Source organism: Micromonospora sp. NBC_01796 (assembly GCF_035917455.1).
GTDB lineage: Bacteria > Actinomycetota > Actinomycetes > Mycobacteriales > Micromonosporaceae > Micromonospora_G.
The window spans coordinates 3,437,619-3,453,351 of record NZ_CP109078.1 but is presented as its reverse complement, the minus strand read 5'-3'; the positions used below and the strand labels follow the sequence as shown (position 1 = coordinate 3,453,351).

At 70.5% G+C, this 15,733-nt stretch carries 17 protein-coding genes; 7 read left to right on the top strand and 10 right to left on the bottom strand.

Going from position 1 to position 15,733, the window contains the following annotated elements; translation table 11 throughout:
- Window positions 1-170: 170 nt before the first annotated feature.
- Both OIE47_RS15990 and OIE47_RS15985 read right to left on the bottom strand, forming a co-directional pair.
- Window positions 171-662 (bottom strand): GNAT family N-acetyltransferase, encoded by a 492-nt coding sequence (locus OIE47_RS15990; protein WP_326562285.1) that lies wholly within the window; start codon window positions 660-662, stop codon window positions 171-173.
- A 204-nt stretch (window positions 663-866) separates the two neighbouring features.
- Complete coding sequence (locus OIE47_RS15985; RefSeq protein ID WP_326562284.1) at window positions 867-1,709, bottom strand: hypothetical protein; 843 nt, start codon at window positions 1,707-1,709, stop codon at window positions 867-869.
- Window positions 1,710-1,990: 281 nt separating this feature from the next.
- Here OIE47_RS15985 and OIE47_RS15980 point away from each other — a divergent pair, with 281 nt between their 5' ends.
- A complete protein-coding gene (locus OIE47_RS15980) occupies window positions 1,991-2,206 on the top strand; it encodes a hypothetical protein (protein WP_326562283.1) in 216 nt (71 codons plus the stop codon).
- Window positions 2,207-2,242: 36 nt separating this feature from the next.
- Here the strand turns inward: OIE47_RS15980 and OIE47_RS15975 are convergent, their stop codons facing one another.
- From OIE47_RS15975 to OIE47_RS15960, 4 genes are all read right to left on the bottom strand, one after another.
- Window positions 2,243-2,659, bottom strand: coding sequence for a DUF3263 domain-containing protein (locus OIE47_RS15975; RefSeq protein ID WP_326562282.1), 417 nt, complete (start codon window positions 2,657-2,659; stop codon window positions 2,243-2,245).
- Between the two features lie 116 nt (window positions 2,660-2,775).
- Window positions 2,776-3,786 (bottom strand): ABC transporter permease subunit, encoded by a 1,011-nt coding sequence (locus tag OIE47_RS15970; protein WP_326562281.1) that lies wholly within the window; start codon window positions 3,784-3,786, stop codon window positions 2,776-2,778.
- Window positions 3,783-4,724 carry an ATP-binding cassette domain-containing protein gene (locus OIE47_RS15965; RefSeq protein ID WP_326563111.1) on the bottom strand — a complete coding sequence of 314 codons (942 nt, stop codon included), beginning with the start codon at window positions 4,722-4,724 and terminating at the stop codon, window positions 3,783-3,785. The genes OIE47_RS15970 and OIE47_RS15965 overlap by 4 nt, the downstream gene beginning before the upstream one ends.
- Before the next feature lie 180 nt (window positions 4,725-4,904).
- The gene (locus tag OIE47_RS15960) at window positions 4,905-5,690 is read right to left on the bottom strand and encodes a DeoR/GlpR family DNA-binding transcription regulator (RefSeq protein WP_326562280.1); all 786 of its coding nucleotides are present in this window, start codon (window positions 5,688-5,690) and stop codon (window positions 4,905-4,907) included.
- Between the two features lie 191 nt (window positions 5,691-5,881).
- Here OIE47_RS15960 and OIE47_RS15955 point away from each other — a divergent pair, with 191 nt between their 5' ends.
- The 3 genes from OIE47_RS15955 to nagA are packed head-to-tail and all read left to right on the top strand — an operon-like array spanning window position 5,882 to window position 8,903.
- Window positions 5,882-6,811, top strand: coding sequence for an SIS domain-containing protein (locus tag OIE47_RS15955; RefSeq protein ID WP_326562279.1), 930 nt, complete (start codon window positions 5,882-5,884; stop codon window positions 6,809-6,811).
- Window positions 6,808-7,782 carry an ROK family protein gene (locus tag OIE47_RS15950; protein ID WP_326562278.1) on the top strand — a complete coding sequence of 325 codons (975 nt, stop codon included), beginning with the start codon at window positions 6,808-6,810 and terminating at the stop codon, window positions 7,780-7,782. Before OIE47_RS15955 ends, OIE47_RS15950 begins: the two co-directional genes overlap by 4 nt.
- Before the next feature lie 11 nt (window positions 7,783-7,793).
- Window positions 7,794-8,903 (top strand): N-acetylglucosamine-6-phosphate deacetylase, encoded by a 1,110-nt coding sequence (gene nagA, locus OIE47_RS15945; protein WP_326562277.1) that lies wholly within the window; start codon window positions 7,794-7,796, stop codon window positions 8,901-8,903.
- Here the strand turns inward: nagA and OIE47_RS15940 are convergent.
- Both OIE47_RS15940 and OIE47_RS15935 read right to left on the bottom strand, forming a co-directional pair.
- Window positions 8,900-10,084 (bottom strand): APC family permease, encoded by a 1,185-nt coding sequence (locus OIE47_RS15940; RefSeq protein WP_442792159.1) that lies wholly within the window; start codon window positions 10,082-10,084, stop codon window positions 8,900-8,902. The two genes, nagA and OIE47_RS15940, sit on opposite strands and share 4 nt — an antisense overlap.
- A 91-nt stretch (window positions 10,085-10,175) precedes the next feature.
- On the bottom strand, window positions 10,176-10,958 hold the full coding sequence (locus OIE47_RS15935) for a phosphatase PAP2 family protein (protein ID WP_326562275.1): 783 nt from the start codon (window positions 10,956-10,958) through the stop codon (window positions 10,176-10,178).
- A 211-nt stretch (window positions 10,959-11,169) separates the two neighbouring features.
- On the opposite strand from OIE47_RS15935, the gene OIE47_RS15930 reads away from it, so the two are divergent.
- Genes OIE47_RS15930 through OIE47_RS15920 form a run of 3 tightly spaced genes read left to right on the top strand, consistent with a single transcriptional unit; the run spans window position 11,170 to window position 13,151 of the window.
- Window positions 11,170-12,396: a DUF4032 domain-containing protein gene (locus OIE47_RS15930; protein WP_326562274.1), complete on the top strand. Its 1,227-nt coding sequence runs from the start codon at window positions 11,170-11,172 to the stop codon at window positions 12,394-12,396.
- Between the two features lie 42 nt (window positions 12,397-12,438).
- On the top strand, window positions 12,439-12,816 hold the full coding sequence (locus tag OIE47_RS15925; RefSeq protein WP_442792101.1) for a type II toxin-antitoxin system RelE/ParE family toxin: 378 nt from the start codon (window positions 12,439-12,441) through the stop codon (window positions 12,814-12,816).
- The gene (locus OIE47_RS15920) at window positions 12,813-13,151 is read left to right on the top strand and encodes an XRE family transcriptional regulator (RefSeq protein ID WP_326562273.1); all 339 of its coding nucleotides are present in this window, start codon (window positions 12,813-12,815) and stop codon (window positions 13,149-13,151) included. Before OIE47_RS15925 ends, OIE47_RS15920 begins: the two co-directional genes overlap by 4 nt.
- A 67-nt stretch (window positions 13,152-13,218) precedes the next feature.
- Here OIE47_RS15920 and OIE47_RS15915 read toward each other — a convergent pair whose 3' ends face one another.
- Both OIE47_RS15915 and OIE47_RS15910 read right to left on the bottom strand, forming a co-directional pair.
- On the bottom strand, window positions 13,219-15,285 hold the full coding sequence (locus OIE47_RS15915) for an amylo-alpha-1,6-glucosidase (protein WP_326562272.1): 2,067 nt from the start codon (window positions 15,283-15,285) through the stop codon (window positions 13,219-13,221).
- A complete protein-coding gene (locus OIE47_RS15910) occupies window positions 15,275-15,676 on the bottom strand; it encodes an SCP2 sterol-binding domain-containing protein (protein WP_326562271.1) in 402 nt (133 codons plus the stop codon). Before OIE47_RS15910 ends, OIE47_RS15915 begins: the two co-directional genes overlap by 11 nt.
- Between the last annotated feature and the right edge of the window lie 57 nt (window positions 15,677-15,733).

Below are 15,733 nucleotides of genomic sequence, written 5' to 3'. Positions count from 1 at the left end.
CCCACGAAAGCCCGCGATCTTGCAGTTGTGGTGGTTCACAAGTCCGAACTAATGCCGCAATTTCAGGCACCCAAACTGCAAGATCGCCGGGCGGGGAGGGCGGGGAGGGCGGGCGGGGTGGGCGGGGAGGGTGGAGCGGGCGGGGCGGGCGGGGTGGGGGACCGGGGTGGTCAGCCGAGGCGGATGCGGGCGCGGACCGCGTCGCCGTTGCGGTCGAACTCGGCGCCGGCGCGGCGCAGGACGCCGAGGGCGGGGGCGTTGTCGGCGGTGGTCTCGGCCACCACCAGGCGGGCGCCGGCGCCGACCGCCTCGGCGAGCAGTAGTCGCAACGCGGTGGCGGCGATGCCCTGACCCCGGGCCGACTTGCCGAGCCACATCCCGGTTTCCATGGTCGCCGGTTTGTCGTGGTGACTCATCCGGATCATGCCCACCACGTCACCGTCGACCATGATCGCGAACATCAGCGTACGGGCGTTGCCGTCCAGGCCGTCGAAGCGCGCCCGGTGGAACTCCCGGAACGCCTCCCGCCGTGCGTGCGACCACCCGGCCGGTGCCTCGACCGGCGGCATCACGTCGTCGGGTTCCGCCTCCGCGACGGCTACTGACAGCAACGGCTCCAGGGTCTGCTCGTCGATCGGCGTCAGTTGTACGTTGCTGCTCACGTTCGGAGTGTTCCCGGCGCGCACCCGCCTCGTCCACCGCTTTGGCCAAGCGCGGCCGTTACGCCGAGAGGCCCTGTCCGGTACAGCCTGCGCGGCTGCATGAACGGCCGGGGCGGCGGTGACCGACAGTAGCCCCGCCACGTCGATCGGCTCCGGTGGCGCTCCGATCTGGGACGGGATCGGTGAGAGCGGACGAGCAGCGGGTCAGCGGTCGAAGCGACACAGGGCGGCCGTGGCGTCGTCGTACCGCTTGAACCGGTGCCGGTCCTGGCCGTCGCCGTTGTCCTGTTCGGCGGCACGGACCCGCCGGATCAACTCGCTCGGCCCCTCGGCGGTGAGCAGGGCCAACAGGTTGTGCCAGTCGAACAGGCCCAGCTTGTCGACCGCGTACGACGCACCGTCGGTGAGCAGGGCGACCCGGCGTACCCGGTCGGGCCCGGTCAGCGACAGCCCGCCGCCGATGGCGTGGTACGCGGCGTCCGGGTCGGCGGCGGCGACCCAGTAGCCGCCCGGGGTGTTCATCTGCTGCCGCTGCCAGGTCACCGAGCGGCGGAACCCCGCCTGCGGGTCGCTGTCGTCGTTGCCCGCCCCGCCCGCGAACGCGGCCGACTTCACCCCGACCATGGTCGTGTCCAACCGGTCGTCGGTGATCACCTGCAACCGGCTGCCCAGGTCCACGACCAGCGGACTGTCGCAGAGCACCAGGTAGTCGACGTGCTCGCTGCCCTGCCGGATCATGCAGACGGTGGAGGACGGGGTGCCGGGATGACCCAGGTCGCACCGGTTGCCGTGGTCCCCGCGTACGGCGTCGATCGCGCCCGCGAGGATCTCCATCAGGGTGGCGCCGGGACGGTCCGCGGCGACCAGGCCGATCCGCGCGGCGAGCCGGCGGACGTACCACGCGGGACCGTGTACGCAACCGGTGTCGAAGCCCTCCGGCACGGTCGCCCCGTCGAGTACGCCGACGAGCTGCCCGTACTGGAAGACGTGATCCTCGTTGGCCAGTCGGTCCGGTGCCGCTTCGGAGGCGGACCATACCTGCATCATCCTGAGGTCTCCGGCTCTGCCGCGAGGCAGCGGGGCTGCGCTCGATCGAAGGGTTGTCGAGGAAGTTTCGCCTTGATCCATGTCTACCCGAACGGACCCGACACTCTCAGGGAATGAGTCCCTTCCCACGCGCGGAATACCCGCGCAGCCGGTGAAAGTACGTGCCGGGCGGACGGTTATCGCGAACACGAGGATCCTTCGCCATCACCGACGGTAACGTCAAGCGTGAACGGTGTGCCCGCCCACGCCCGGGTGACGACACCGCGCGATTGGGGGGCCAGATGTTGCAGAAGCTGCACGACATGGGGCTGAAGTCGGACCACTGCTACGCGGCGGGCTTTGCCAGCATCGCCCTGTCATTCGGCTGCTGGTTGATGTCCAAGCAGTTCGAAAAGGGTGCGGAGATCGACCGCGCGGACCGCTGGGGCATCTTCGTCGGCGAGTGGGCGCCCACGTTCATCGCGCTCGGCAACGGCCTTCGGACGTACGAGAAGTAACACCCGTTCCCGTCCTGCCGCCAGCGTGATCGGCTGTCAGCGGCGGCGGGTACGGGAGCGGGCGGCGCGCAGCCGGCGCAGTCGGGCCACCAGCACCGGCTCGGCGGCGAGCGCGGCCGGGTTGTCCAGCAGGGCGTTGAGCAGTTGGTAGTAACGGGTCGCGGACAGGTCGAAGGAGTCCCGGATCGCCTGCTCCTTGGCTCCGGCGTGCTTCCACCACCGCCGCTCGAAGACGAGGATCTCCTGCTCCCGCTCGGTCAGCCCGACGGTCTTCGCGGCTGCCGGCTGCTCGGCCGCTTCGGCGTCATCGGGCTCGTGATCGGGCGATTCCGGATCGGTTCGGTGCTCCGGAGCGATCCGCTGTCCGGGTACGACCGGCGCGGTGGTCGACGCCGGAGTCTGCGCCGCGGGATTGTCGTCGTCGGTGGCTGGAGCGTCAGCACCCGGCTTCATGGCGCTCCTCGCAGACCTCGGCAGCCGCACCCGTCGCACGGCCCCACCAGCCTAATCGCGCCCGGCCCGAACTCCCAGATCCCCGAACCGCGAGCTTCGTCGACGAACGGTCCGGATCAGGTGACGTCGCGGCGGCGCATGGACCAGATCGCGGCGGCGAGGACCACCACCGTGCCGATGCCGAAGACCAGGCCCGAGTCCTGCCAGGTGACGACGAGTTCACCCGGTACGCACTCGCCTCCCCGGAAGTTGCACGCGTCGTAGTCGAAGAGGGTCCACCTCTTCTCGAACCAGGCCAGCGCATAGGTGGACAGGACGTACCGGTCACCGAACGGGGTGCCGATCAGGCCCATGATGGTCCGTACGCCGATCTCGCTGACCACGGTGACGCCCACGGCGACGCCGAGCGCCATCGCGGTGTGCCGGCCCAGGGAGGCCAGGCCGAAGGCGATCGCGCCGACCGCTAGCACCAGGCCGACCGCGCGGAGACCGGAGAGCGCGAACGACTCCCAGACCCCCTGCGTCATCTTCCCGGTGATCCCGTCGAACCGGCCGATCAGCCAGAACGCGGCCGTCCACAGCGCACCGAGCACCAGGCTGAGGCCGAGGAGCGTACTGAGCAGGGCGGCCAGCTTGGTGAACAGGACGGTCAGCCGCTTCGGCCGCCACAGCAGCAGGTTGGTCATCCCGCCGGTGTGCCACTCCGCCCCGATGTACGAGGCGCCGACGACAAACGCGAACAGCGCCAGGATGCCGGCGAAGATCGCGATGAAGGCGCCGAACTCCTCCCGGAACTCGAACTGGTACGGCATGAACCACTGCGCCTGGAAGTTGTCCCTGGTCGGCGCCCAGTCCCGGCCGCAGTCGGGCGGGAACTGGTCGGTCCCCGCACCGGCCGCCTGGGCCGCCTCGCAGGCGCGTACGGATTCCGCGTGGTACCGCATCTGTTCCTGGTACGCCGCCTCGGCCCGGACCTCGGCGGCGGCGACCTGCGCCGGGCCGACCTTGTGGCTGTTCACGGTGAAGGCGATCGCGATCCCGGCCAGCCCGAGGACCAGCAGGGCCAGCATCAACCGGGTGACCCGGCGTTTGAAGATCCGGCGCAGTTCGGTCGTGTAGAGGCTCATACTCCCCAACCTCCCGGCGTACCGCCGGATCCGGCGGGTCCTGGATCGGTGCCGGTGCCGCCGACGAGCGCGGACTCGTCGACCTGGCGATGCTGACCGGGCACCGGCGCGGTGGCGGTCAGGTCCAGGAAGACGCTCTCCAGGTCGGCGGTGACCGGGGCGAGTTCGCTGACGTACAGGTTGTGGCCGGCGAGCGTACGGCTGACCCAGGCGGGCTGCTCGACGCCGTAGACCATCAGGTGGTCCGGTTCGGTGCTCACCCTGGCACCGGCCTGGGTCAGCGCCTCGGCCGCCAGCGGCAGTTCGGCGGCGGCTTCCAGGCGTACCCGGAGGCCACTGCCGGCGTGCTGGGCGAGGACCTCGGAGACCGGACCGGCGGCGACCCGACGGCCGCGCGAGATGATGGTGACGGAGTCGCAGATGAGCTGGACCTCGCCGAGGATGTGGCTGGAGAGCACGACGGTCATGCCGGACTCGGCCAGGTTGCGCATCAGCGCCCGCATCTCCCGGATGCCGCCGGGGTCGAGGCCGTTGGCCGGCTCGTCGAGGATCAGCAGGCGCGGGTTCTTCAGCAGGGCCGAGGCGACCGCGAGCCGCTGTTTCATGCCGAGCGAGTAGGACCTGACCCGGTCCTTGCTCCGGTCCCGGAGCCCGACCAGTTCGAGGACCTCGGCGACCCGTGCCTGCGGGACCCCGCCGGCACCGGCCAGCAGGGAGAGGGTGTCCTGTGCGGTGAAGTTCGGGAAGAACTGCGGACTCTCCACGATCGCGCCGACCGAGCCGGCGACGTCGGGCAGGGCGGCCGGCACCTCACGGCCGAGGAGCGCCATCCGGCCGCCGTTGGCCTTGATCAGACCGAGCAGCGTACGGAGGGTCGTCGTCTTGCCGGAGCCGTTCGGCCCGAGGAAGCCGTGCACCTGCCCCGCCTCGACCAGCATGTCGAATCCGTCCAGGGCGTGCCGGGTGCCACGGCGTCTGCTCCGGTAGGTCTTCCGCAGACCCTCGATCTCCAGTACGGCCGTCAACGCCGACCTCCCGTGCAAGCGGTCATGACTGGCGCCACCGTAGTCGATATGTCAGCGGAAGAAGCCCCGAACACCCAAAATGCCCGATACTGGTCAGGCGGTGATGACGTGTACGCCCGCCTGGCGGAAGCCCTCGACGATGGCGGGATCCGCCCCGGAGTCGGTGACCAGGGTCTCGACCCGTTCCACCGGGCAGATCCGGGCGAAGGCGTGACCACCCAGTTTGGACGAGTCCGCGATGATCACGACGCGCTTCGCGCGGGCCACCATCAGGTTGTTCATCGACGCCTCGCCCTCGTGGTGGGCCGCCGCCCCGAGCTGTACGTCGATCGCGTCCACCCCGAGCAGGGCCACGTCCAGGGTGACCTCGCGCAGGAGCGCCCCGCCGAGCGGGCCGACCAGTTCGAACGACTGTGGTCGGACGACGCCGCCGGCCACCACCACCTTCATCCGGGACCGGACCAGCAGCTCGTTGGCGATGTTCAGGGCGTTGGTGACCACGGTGAGCTGTGCACCGTCGGCGCTGGTGTTGAGGTCCGGACGTACGGCGAGGGCGCGGGCGACCTCGGTGGTGGTGGTCCCGCCGTTGAGGCCGACCACCATGCCGGGTGAGACCAGCGCGGCGGCGGCGGTCCCGATGCGTTGCTTCTCGGCCGAGTGCTTGGCCGTCTTGTAGCGCAGCGGCAGGTCGTAGGAGACCCCGTTGGCGACCGCGCCACCACGGGTCCGGTTGATCATCTGCTGCTGGGCCAACTGGTCGAAGTCACGCCGGATGGTCGCCTGCGAGACGTCGAGCCGCGCGGCGGCGTCCTCCACGCTGACCCGGCCGCTCTCGGTCAGCAGCTCCAGCAGGGCGTTCCATCTCGCGTACCGGTCCACCGCGAGCCTCCATGCACGTACGGTGATTGATTGCGTGCACACTAGTGCGCGAAACTACGGTGGCGCAAAGAGAGCGCTTGCGCGAACCTGCGCACAGTTGCCAGGTCGAACATGTTTCGAGCAGAATAACGCGCGAAAGACGTGCGGAACGAACGGTATCGCGCAGCATTTCTCGCCAGCGAGGAGCCCTGATGGCGTACGTCGACGCGGAGATCAACAGCCAGCCCGACTGCTGGTTACAGGCCGCCGCACTCGCCGGCCCGTCGGCCGACGCACTTCCCCGACGGGGTGAGCGGGTCGCCGTCGTCGGCTGCGGCACCTCCTGGTTCATCGCCATGGCGTACGCCGCCCTGCGCGAACGCGCCGGCCAGGGCGAGACCGACGCGTTCCAGGCATCGGAGTTCCCCGCCGGACGCCACTACGACCGGATCATCGCGATCACCCGCTCCGGCACCACCACCGAGGTCCTCGACCTGCTCGTCGCCGTACACGGCCGGACCCCCGCCACGGTCATCGTCGGCGACCCCGACTCACCCGCCGTCGACCTCGCCAGCGCGGACGTACGACTCCCCTTCGCCGACGAGCGGTCAGTGGTGCAGACCCGCTTCGCCACCAGCGCACTCGCGCTGCTCCGGGCACATCTCGGCGAGAACCTCACCGCCCTGGCCCACGACGCCGAGGTGGCCGTACGCGCACCGCTGCCGGTCGACCCGGCCCAGATCGAACAGGCGACCTTCCTCGGTCGGGGGTGGACCATCGGGCTCGCCCAGGAAGCCGCCCTGAAGTGCCGGGAGGCGGCCACCTTCTGGTCCGAGGCGTACCCGGCGATGGACTACCGGCACGGCCCGATCTCGATCGCCGGCCCGGGGCGGATGGTGTGGGCGTTCGGTGACATCCCGGAGGGGCTGGCCGAGGAGATCGCCGGCACCGGGGCCGCCTTCGTCCACAGTCGCACCAACGGCACCCACACCGTGCTCGGTGACTGGGCCGCCGGGCGTACGCCGCTCGACCCGATGGCCGACCTGATCCTGGCCCAGCGGTTCGCGGTGGCCCTCGCCGTCAGCCGTGGCCTGGACCCCGACACCCCGCGCAACCTCACCCGCTCCGTGGTGCTGACGTGACCGAGGCCGCCCCGGCGGCCCGGCCCACCCCCTCCGCCCAACCCTCCGTGGTGATCGCGCTCGACGTGGGCGGCACCGGCATCAAGTGCGCCCTGGTCCGGCCGGACGGCACCAACCACCACACCGAACGGCACCCCACCCGCGCCGATCGCGGCCCCGAAGCCGTGGTGCAGACCATCCTCGGGGTGGCCGAGGGCCTGGCCGACCGGGCCCGCGCCGACGGGCTCGACCCGGTCGCGGTCGGCATCGCGGTACCCGGTGTGGTGGACGAGGCCGCCGGGGTGGCGGTCTGGTCGGCGAACGTCGGCTTCCGCGACGTACCCCTGCGGGCCCTGGTCACCGAACGCCTCGGGCTGCCGGCGGCGCTCGGCCACGACGTACGCGCGGGCGGCATCGCCGAGGCGCGGATCGGTGCCGGCCAGGGCGGCCGGTACGTCCTCTTCATCGCCATCGGCACCGGCATCGCCGCAGCCCTCACCATCGACGGTACGGCGTACGTCGGCGCCCACGGCGCGGCCGGCGAACTCGGGCACATCGTCGTCCGACCGGACGGACCCCGCTGCGGCTGCGGCCAGGTCGGCTGCCTGGAGGCGATCGCCTCGGCCGCCGCCGTCGGCCGCCGTTACACCGAACTGGCCGGCGAACCGGCGAGCGCGGCCGAGGTCGTACGCCGGGCGACGGCCGGGGAGAAGCTCGCCACCCGGATCTGGCAGGAGACCGTCGAGGCGCTCGCCGACGGGCTGCTGATCGCGCAGGCGCTCTACGACCCGGCGGTGGTGGTGGTCGGTGGCGGCCTGGCCGAGGCGGGTGACGAACTGCTCGTCCCGCTGCGCGCCGCCCTGCGCGCCCGGTTGACCTTCCACCGGGAACCCGAGCTGGTACGGGCCGCCCTCGGCGACGAAGCCGGCTGCCTCGGTGCCGCACTGCTCGCCCTCGACGCCATCGGCACCGCCCCCATCCCCGACAGGTAGTAGGAGCCCTCGTGACGGATCGCGTGACTGGCAAGGTGGTTACCCCGACCGGAGTCATCCGGCAGGGGTGTGTGGAGTTCGACGGCGAGCGGATCACCGCGGTTGCCGAGTATCCGTCGATCCGGGACGGGAACTGGATCGTTCCGGGCTTCGTCGACATCCACACCCACGGCGGCGGCGGGCACACCTTCACCACCGGGGACGCCGAAGCGGCCCGCGGGGCGGCGGACTTCCACCTCTCCCACGGCACCACCACCCTGCTGGCCAGCCTGGTGAGCTCACCGACCGAGCTGATGCACCAGGCAACCTCCGCGTTCACGCCGCTGGTCAAGGAGGGGGTGCTGGCCGGGATCCACTTCGAGGGCCCGTACCTGTCGCAGGCCCGGTGCGGGGCGCAGAACCCGGAGTTCCTGCGCGACCCGTCGCTCGACGAACTCGGCGAACTGCTCGACGCGGGCGAGGGCGCGATCCGCATGGTCACCATCGCCCCGGAGCGTCCGGGCGCGCTGGACGCGATCCGGCTGCTGGTCAACCGGGGTGTGGTCGCCGCGGTCGGGCACACCGACGCCACGTACGAGCAGACCATGGCCGCGGTGAACGCGGGGGCGACCGTCGCCACCCACCTGTTCAACGGCATGCGCGCCCCGCACCACCGCGAACCCGGCCCGGTCTTCGCGCTGCTCGGCGCGGCGAGCGTGGTCTGCGAACTGGTCGCCGACGGCATCCACCTGCACGACGGCACGCTGAACTTCGCCGCCTCGGTCGGCGGCGCGGACCGGTCCGCCCTGATCACCGACGCGATGGCCGCCGCCGGCATGCCCGACGGCGAGTACGAGCTGGGCGGCCAGACGGTCGTGGTCGCCGACCGGGCGGCCCGGCTGGCCCGGGACGGTGCCATCGCCGGCAGCACCCTCACCATGGACGCCGCCCTGCGCCGCGCGGTCGACGCCGGAATCGCCCTGCCCGACGCCTGCCGGATGGCCTCCACCACCCCCGCCCGCGCGATCGGCCAGGGCGACAACTTCGGTGCCCTGCTGCCCGGTCACCGCGCCGACCTGGTCGAACTCGACGAGGACCTCCAGGTCGTCCGCGTCATGCGCGCCGGTACCTGGCTCCGCTAACGACCTCGGGCGATGAGGGTGTGGGTCAGGGCGCCCACACCCAGGACGGCCAGGCCGGCGAGGACGCTGCCGAGCGGGAGGGTGGCGGCCAGGACCAGGCAGCCGACCAGCCCCAACACGGCCAGCGGTTGTACGGGAAGCCGCCGGCCGTCGTCGCGCCCGAGGGTGAGGGCGGCGGCGTTCGTGATCGCGTAGTAGACCAGCACGGTGCAGCTCGAGAAGCCGATCGCCGTACGGAGGTCGCCGAGGCTGACCAGGATGATCACCACGCCCGCCACCAGCAGTTCGGCCCGGTGCGGGACCCGTCGACGGGGGTGTACGGCGGCGAGCGCACCGGGCAGGTCACGGCGTCGGGCCATCGCCAGCATGGTCCGGCCGACCCCGGCGACCAGCGCCAGCAGTACGCCGGTGACGGCGACCGCCGCGCCGACGCGTACCAGCCAGGCGAGGGCGGGTAGGCCGGCGGCGGTCACCACGTCGGCCAGCGGTGCCGACGAGGCGGCGAGCCGGTCGGCACCGAGCACGGACAGGGTCACCCCGGCGAGGGCCAGGTAGACCAGCAGGACCAGCCCGAGTGCGAGCGGTACCGCGCGGGGGATGGTCCGCTCCGGGTCGCGTACCTCCTCGCCGAGGGTGGCGATCCGGGCGTACCCGGCGAAGGCGAAGAAGAGCAGCCCGGCGGCGCCGAGTACGCCGTACCCGGTGGTGCCGGCGGTGTCGGCGAGCCGGGACGCGTCGGCGGACCCGGTGGTGAGGCCGACGGCCGTGACCGCGACGAGCACGGTGAGGGTGGCGGCGACCAGCCACCGGGTGGCGCGGGCGGTCTTGGCGATCCCGCCGAGGTTGACCACGGTGACGGCGAGTACGGCCACCACCGCGACCGGTCTGGCCTGCCCTGGCCAGAGGTAGACCCCGATGGTGAGTGCCATCGCGGCGCAGCTCGCGGTCTTGCCGGCGACGAAGGCCCAGCCGGCGAGGAAGCCGGCGAGGTCGCCGAGCCGTTCCCTGCCGTAGACGTAGGTGCCGCCGGATTCGGGGTAGCGGGCGGCGAGCCGGGCGGAGCTGGTCGCGTTGCAGTAGGCGACAAATCCGGCGATTGCCAGTGCGATCAGCAGGCCGGTCCCGCTCCCGGCGGCGGCGGTCGCCGGGGCGAAGACCACGAAAACGCCTGCCCCGAGCATCGACCCGAGTCCGATGACCACCGCGTCGGGTACGCCGAGCCGCCGGTCGAGCCGCGCCGACGCTGCCCCCTGTTGTTCCACGGACGGGAGCCTAGGAGGTGGAGGTGAACACTCCGGGTCGGTCGACGTGGCCGGGCAGCCTCGGCAGTGGGATGTCGTCCCAGGGCACCCGGGTGAGGATCCGGTCGACGAAGAGGCCGAGCAGGAGTCCGGCGACGCTGTCGGTGATCCAGTGGAAGCTCAGGTAGGTGGTGGTGCAGAAGACGATCGCCGGGGGCGCGATCCGGATCGCCAGCGCCAGGCCCGCGGGCGGGTGCGGTCGGCCCAGCGTACGCAGCAGGGCGACCAGGAGCAGGGAGATCACGCCGTACCAGATGATGGCGTTGGCGACGTGCCCGGACGGGTAGGACATGCTGTATTCGCCCACCGGCAGATGGTTGTTGAAGATCTTGACGGACTCTTCGGGCGGCAGTTTTGAGCTGGGGGCGGCCCGGTCGGTCCAGATCTTGAACGGCCCGATGGTGACGTACGTGGCGACGAACGCGGCGGCGACCACCAGCAGGGGGCGGATCGAGCGGGAGCGCAGGCCGGTGGCGATGCCGAGGATCGCGGCGAGCGGGGTGAGCAGCCAGCCGCCCTGGCCGAGGTAGTTGAACACCCGGGCGATCCAGTACGCGACGTCGGGGCGGTGGGTGTCGCTCCACTCGCGTACGGACTGGTCGAGGCCGTAGAGGTGGCCGTTGGCGAGGGCGAGGGTGATGCCGGCCAGGCCGATCAGGAGCAGGGCGTCGAACCACCAGCCGGCCGGGTACACCGGTCGCAGCCGCAGCGCCGATCGCCGTACCGTTCCGGTCCCCCGCCCGCTCTCTCGCACCCGCCCACGCTACCCCGCCCCCGCGCGGACCCCTCGTGCCCGCACACACCCTCCACCCCCTCCCCCCAAGATCCGCACACTTACAGAGAAAGAGTGGTAATTGCGCCCTCCCAAGGCACGTTTTCTCTACATGAGTGCGGGTCCCCCGGGGTGGGGGGTGAGGGGTGTGTGACGGGACACGGTGGGGGGTGGTAACGGGGGCGGAGGCGGCATGCTTGGGGTCGTGCGCATCACTTCGGCCCTCGTTGACCCGGCGCTGCTCGACCTACCGTGGTCGACGCCGCTGGAGCAGTGGCCGGCCGACCATCTGGTGGCACTTCCGCAGGGCATTTCCCGGCATATCGTACGTTTCGTACGTCTCGCCAACACCGTGTACGCGGTCAAGGAGACCGGGGAACGGGTCGCCGAACGCGAGTACGACCTGCTCCGCGCCCTGGAACGGATCGACTTCCCGTCCGTGCAGGCGATCGCGATCGTCGCCGACCGGGTGGACCAGCACGGGGAGCCGCTGGATCCCGTACTGATCACGAAGCATCTACAGTTCTCGCTGCCGTACCGGGCGCTGTTCTCGCACACGCTGCGCCCGGAGACGATGACCCGGCTGCTGGACGCGCTCGCCGCGCTGATCGTACGGATGCACCTGACCGGTTTCTTCTGGGGCGACTGCTCGCTGTCGAACACCCTGTTCCGCCGGGACGCCGGGGCGTTCGCCGCCTACCTGGTCGACGCGGAGACCGGCGCGTTGCGTACCCAACTGTCGAACGGGCAGCGCAGCGAGGACATCGAGATCGCCCGGGTGAACATCTTCGGTGAGGCGCTCGACCTCCAGGCGGCGGGACTGCTGCACGAGGCGATCGACCCGGAGGAGGTCGCCGACCAGGTGGTGGAACGCTACGAGCGGCTCTGGCACGAGATCACGTACGAGCAGCAGGTGGAACGGGACGACCGGCACGACATCGAGGGCCGGATCCGGCGGCTGAACGACATGGGTTTCGACGTCGCCGAGGTGGCGATGTCCCTTGTGGACAACGGGCGGTACCTGGTCCGACCGAAGGTGGTCGACGCGGGTTACCACAGCCGGCGACTGCTCCGGCTGACCGGGCTCGACGCCGAGGAGAACCAGGCCCGGCGCCTGCTCAACGACCTGGACACCTACCGCGCCGAGAGCGACCTGTCCGACGAGCAACAGTCCGCGCACCGCTGGCTGACCGAGGTCTTCGAACCCGTCGTACGGGCGGTGCCGGGGCATCTGCGCAAGAAGCTGGAGCCGGCGGAACTGTTCGTGCAGGTGATCGAGCACCGGTGGCGGCTGTCCGAGCAGGCCGGGCGGGACGTGGGCCTGGCACCGGCGGTGCAGTCGTTCCTGGCCGATGTGCTCGTGCACCGGCCGGACGAGCAGGCGGTGCTCGGCGTACCCGTACCAGCCGTCACGGGATAGGAACCACTGGCAAGGATTTAACCCTGGGGTTAAGCTCTAGGGGTGGGCGGATGGCAGATCCTGCTGGTCGAGGACGTTGCGGCGTGGTTCAACGACCTGACCAAGAACGATCCCAACACGGCCGATCTCGTCGAAGACGCGATCGACCGCCTGGCATCGGAAGGACCGGTGCTCGGTCGCCCACTGGTCGATCGGGTGAAGCACTCGCGGCACCACAACATGAAGGAGTTGCGGCCAGGATCAACGGGATCCAGCGAAGTTCGGATCTTGTTCGTCTTCGACCCGGTACGACGAGCAGTGCTACTCGTCGCCGGTGACAAGGCCGGTAACTGGCGCGGCTGGTACGAGACCGCAATCCCGCTCGCAGACAGCCGCTACGACATCCACCTGGCCGAACTGGAAACGAGGAACTATCAATGAGCGCCATATCGTGGGACGAAGCCAAGCGTCGCGCCGAGGAAATCCGTCGCGCCGCAGGCCATCCGATCCGCACCGACGCCGAGCGCGCCGCCGGCCAGCAGCGCCTAGACGACGAAATCCACGCGTACCGGCTGGCAGAGGTGCGTCGCAACCGCGCCCTTACCCAACGCGAGGTGGCCGAGGTCATGGGGGTTTCTGGTCCCCGGGTCTCCGATGTCGAACGCGGGAAACTCGACACAGTGTCGGTATCCGTCCTCCGTGCCTACGTCGAAGCCCTTGGCGGACGCCTGCGCGTCACTGCCGAATTCGACGACTCCACCTACCTCGTCGCCTAAGGCGTACCGGGCCTGGGGGTTGACCCAACAGCAGGTTGCCGACCGCATGGGCAACGGCCGCTGACGGTCAGGAGTACGGCGTGGGGGTGTTGGCGCGGCCGAGTGCGTCTGCCGTGCCCCACGGTCCGGGTACCCGGAGCAGGGCGACCTGTGCCAGGCCGGGCGGCAGGGCGGCGTTGACCACCAGGTGACGACCGTGCGCCTCCAGGCCGAGGACGGTACGCAGCAGCGACAGCACCGCCCCGGCCGACCACCCCTGCGGACTCGTGGCGGTGGGATAGCGCACCGGCGCCACGGTGAGTTCGCGGTCGTAGCCGGTGAACGCCTCCGGCAGCCGCCCCCGGAAGTAGCTGGCGGCCTCGAACATCGCCATCGCGATGGTTCCCGCCTCGGCCGCGTACCCGTACCGGCGCAGACCCTCGGCGATGATCGAGTTGTCGTACGGCCAGACGGCACCGACGTGGTAACCGACCGGATTGTGTTTCGCCTCCCCGACGGCGAGCGTGCGCACTCCCCAGCCGGAGAAGAGCCGTGGCCCGAGCAGGTGGTCGACCACGGCCTGCGCCCGGTCCGGGTCGACGATGCCGCTCCAGAGCAGGTGACCCAGGTTCGACGCGAGCGCGTCCACCTGGCTGCCGTCGGCCTCCAGCGCCAGGGCGTAGTACCCCCGGTCCGGCATCCAGAAGTCCCGGTTGAACCGTTCCCGCAGCTCGGCGGCCTGCTGTTCCAGCCGGTCGGCGTACGCGGAATCGCCCCAGAGGGTACGAGCCAGCCGGGCACCGCGCATCTTCGCGTCGTACACGTAGCCCTGCACCTCGCAGGTGGCCCGGGGGAACCCGGGCAGCCGGCCGTCGGCGTAGCAGATCGCCAGCTCGGATTCCTTCCAGGACTGGTTGGGTTGCTCGCCCGCCGCCCGTGGAGGTTGGTACCAGAGGTAGCCGTCGCCGACCAGGTCCCCCCACTCGTCGATCCAGCGCAGCGCCGCGCGTACCTCCTTCTCCAGCTCGCGGACCAGCGCCGCGTCGCCGGTCCAGCGCTCGTACTCGTCGAGTAGCACCACGAACAGCGGCGTCGAGTCGACCGAGCCGAAGTACCGGGCGTTCGGGGTTTCCTCGAAGGCGGCGGCCTCGTTCCACCTGGTCAGGTGGAGGATCTTCCCCGGCTGTTCCTCCCGGAAGTCGTCGAGCTTCGTCCCCTGGAAGGTCGCCAGCGTCCGGAGTGTGGTCGCGGCCAGCTCCGGCAGGTACGGCAGCGACTGGATGCTGGTGATGATGTTCTGCCGACCGACGATCGTGTTCAGCCAGGGCAGGCCCGCGGCCGGATACCATCCGCTCGCGTCGAATCCCGGGAGCCGTAACGCGGCCAGGTCGATCAGACTTCGCCGGTACGCCTCGGTGAGCGGGTCGAAGTCGCACTCCAGCCGGGGCGCCTGGGCGATCCACTGGTCCAGTTCCTCCCGCATGCCCTCTTTTGTGCGGCGGATCAGGGCATCCTTGCCATGGATGTCCTCGGCGCCCGGCGCGCGGAGGTCGGTCACCACCTGCAACTGGGTGGACCAGCTTCCCTGCGAGGGGATCCGGACGGTGAAGGTCAGCCCGTCCTGATCGATCTCCGCCGCTTCACTGGTCTGGATGACGGTCGCCCGGTAGAAGTCCTCACGTACGTAGAACAGGCGGAGGTAGCGGTCACCGATCTGGTGGTCGAACCGGCCCTTCTTTCCCCGTATCGAATCATCGGGTACGCCGGGCTGGCTGATCAGGTCGACGTCGACGAAGTCGCTCGCCGCCTCCAGCCGGATCGTCACCTCGGCCGGCTCCTCGCCGCTGTTCAGGATGCTCAGCTTCTCCGCGAGACCGCCCACGATCGAACGGTGGCGCATCACCGAAAGGGTCGAGCTGACGTAGTGCGTCGGTTCCCCGGGCACGAGGAAGAATTTCGCCTCGAAATACTGCAGGTCGTCGACGGAGAGCGGAGTCAGGCGCTCCCCGTTGACCGTCACAACCCACTTCGACAGGAAGCGGGTGTCGAGGAAGTACAACCCGGCCGGCTCGCCCGGAGCCGGGTTCACGTCTCCGTTGCGCTCGCTGACGATGTAGGTCAGCCCCTCCAGGATGGAAATCTGGTTAGCGTGCACGGTCCCGGCCACCCTCGACGTGATGGTGCCCGCTTCTGCCGGCGACCCGTTCGGGCCCGTGCGAGTCGGGTGGTCCGGGCAGCAGGCGTTCGAAGTAGGTCAGGATTCGCTGCGACCCGTGAAACTTCAGGTCGTTCCGCATCAGGGCCGTTGTCACGTCGCCTCCGGTCACCAGCCCGTCGAAGACCGCGCCGTCGGCGACAAACACGCAGTCCGCCTCCCGCTCACCGTCGGGCCAGATCGAGATGCCGTCCTCACCGAGGGTGAGATACCAGCGGGCCATGCCGTCCGGGCGGCGCAGATCGAGACGTACGGTCGCCGAGAAGCCGCGGGGCAGCAGGTGCGCACGCTGCCGCGCCGGACCCGCGAAATACTCCGCCGTCGGGTCCACCCATTCGCCTCCCTCTCACCTGGCCAGGCCACCCGGCCCGGTGGGGCGCCCAGCGGA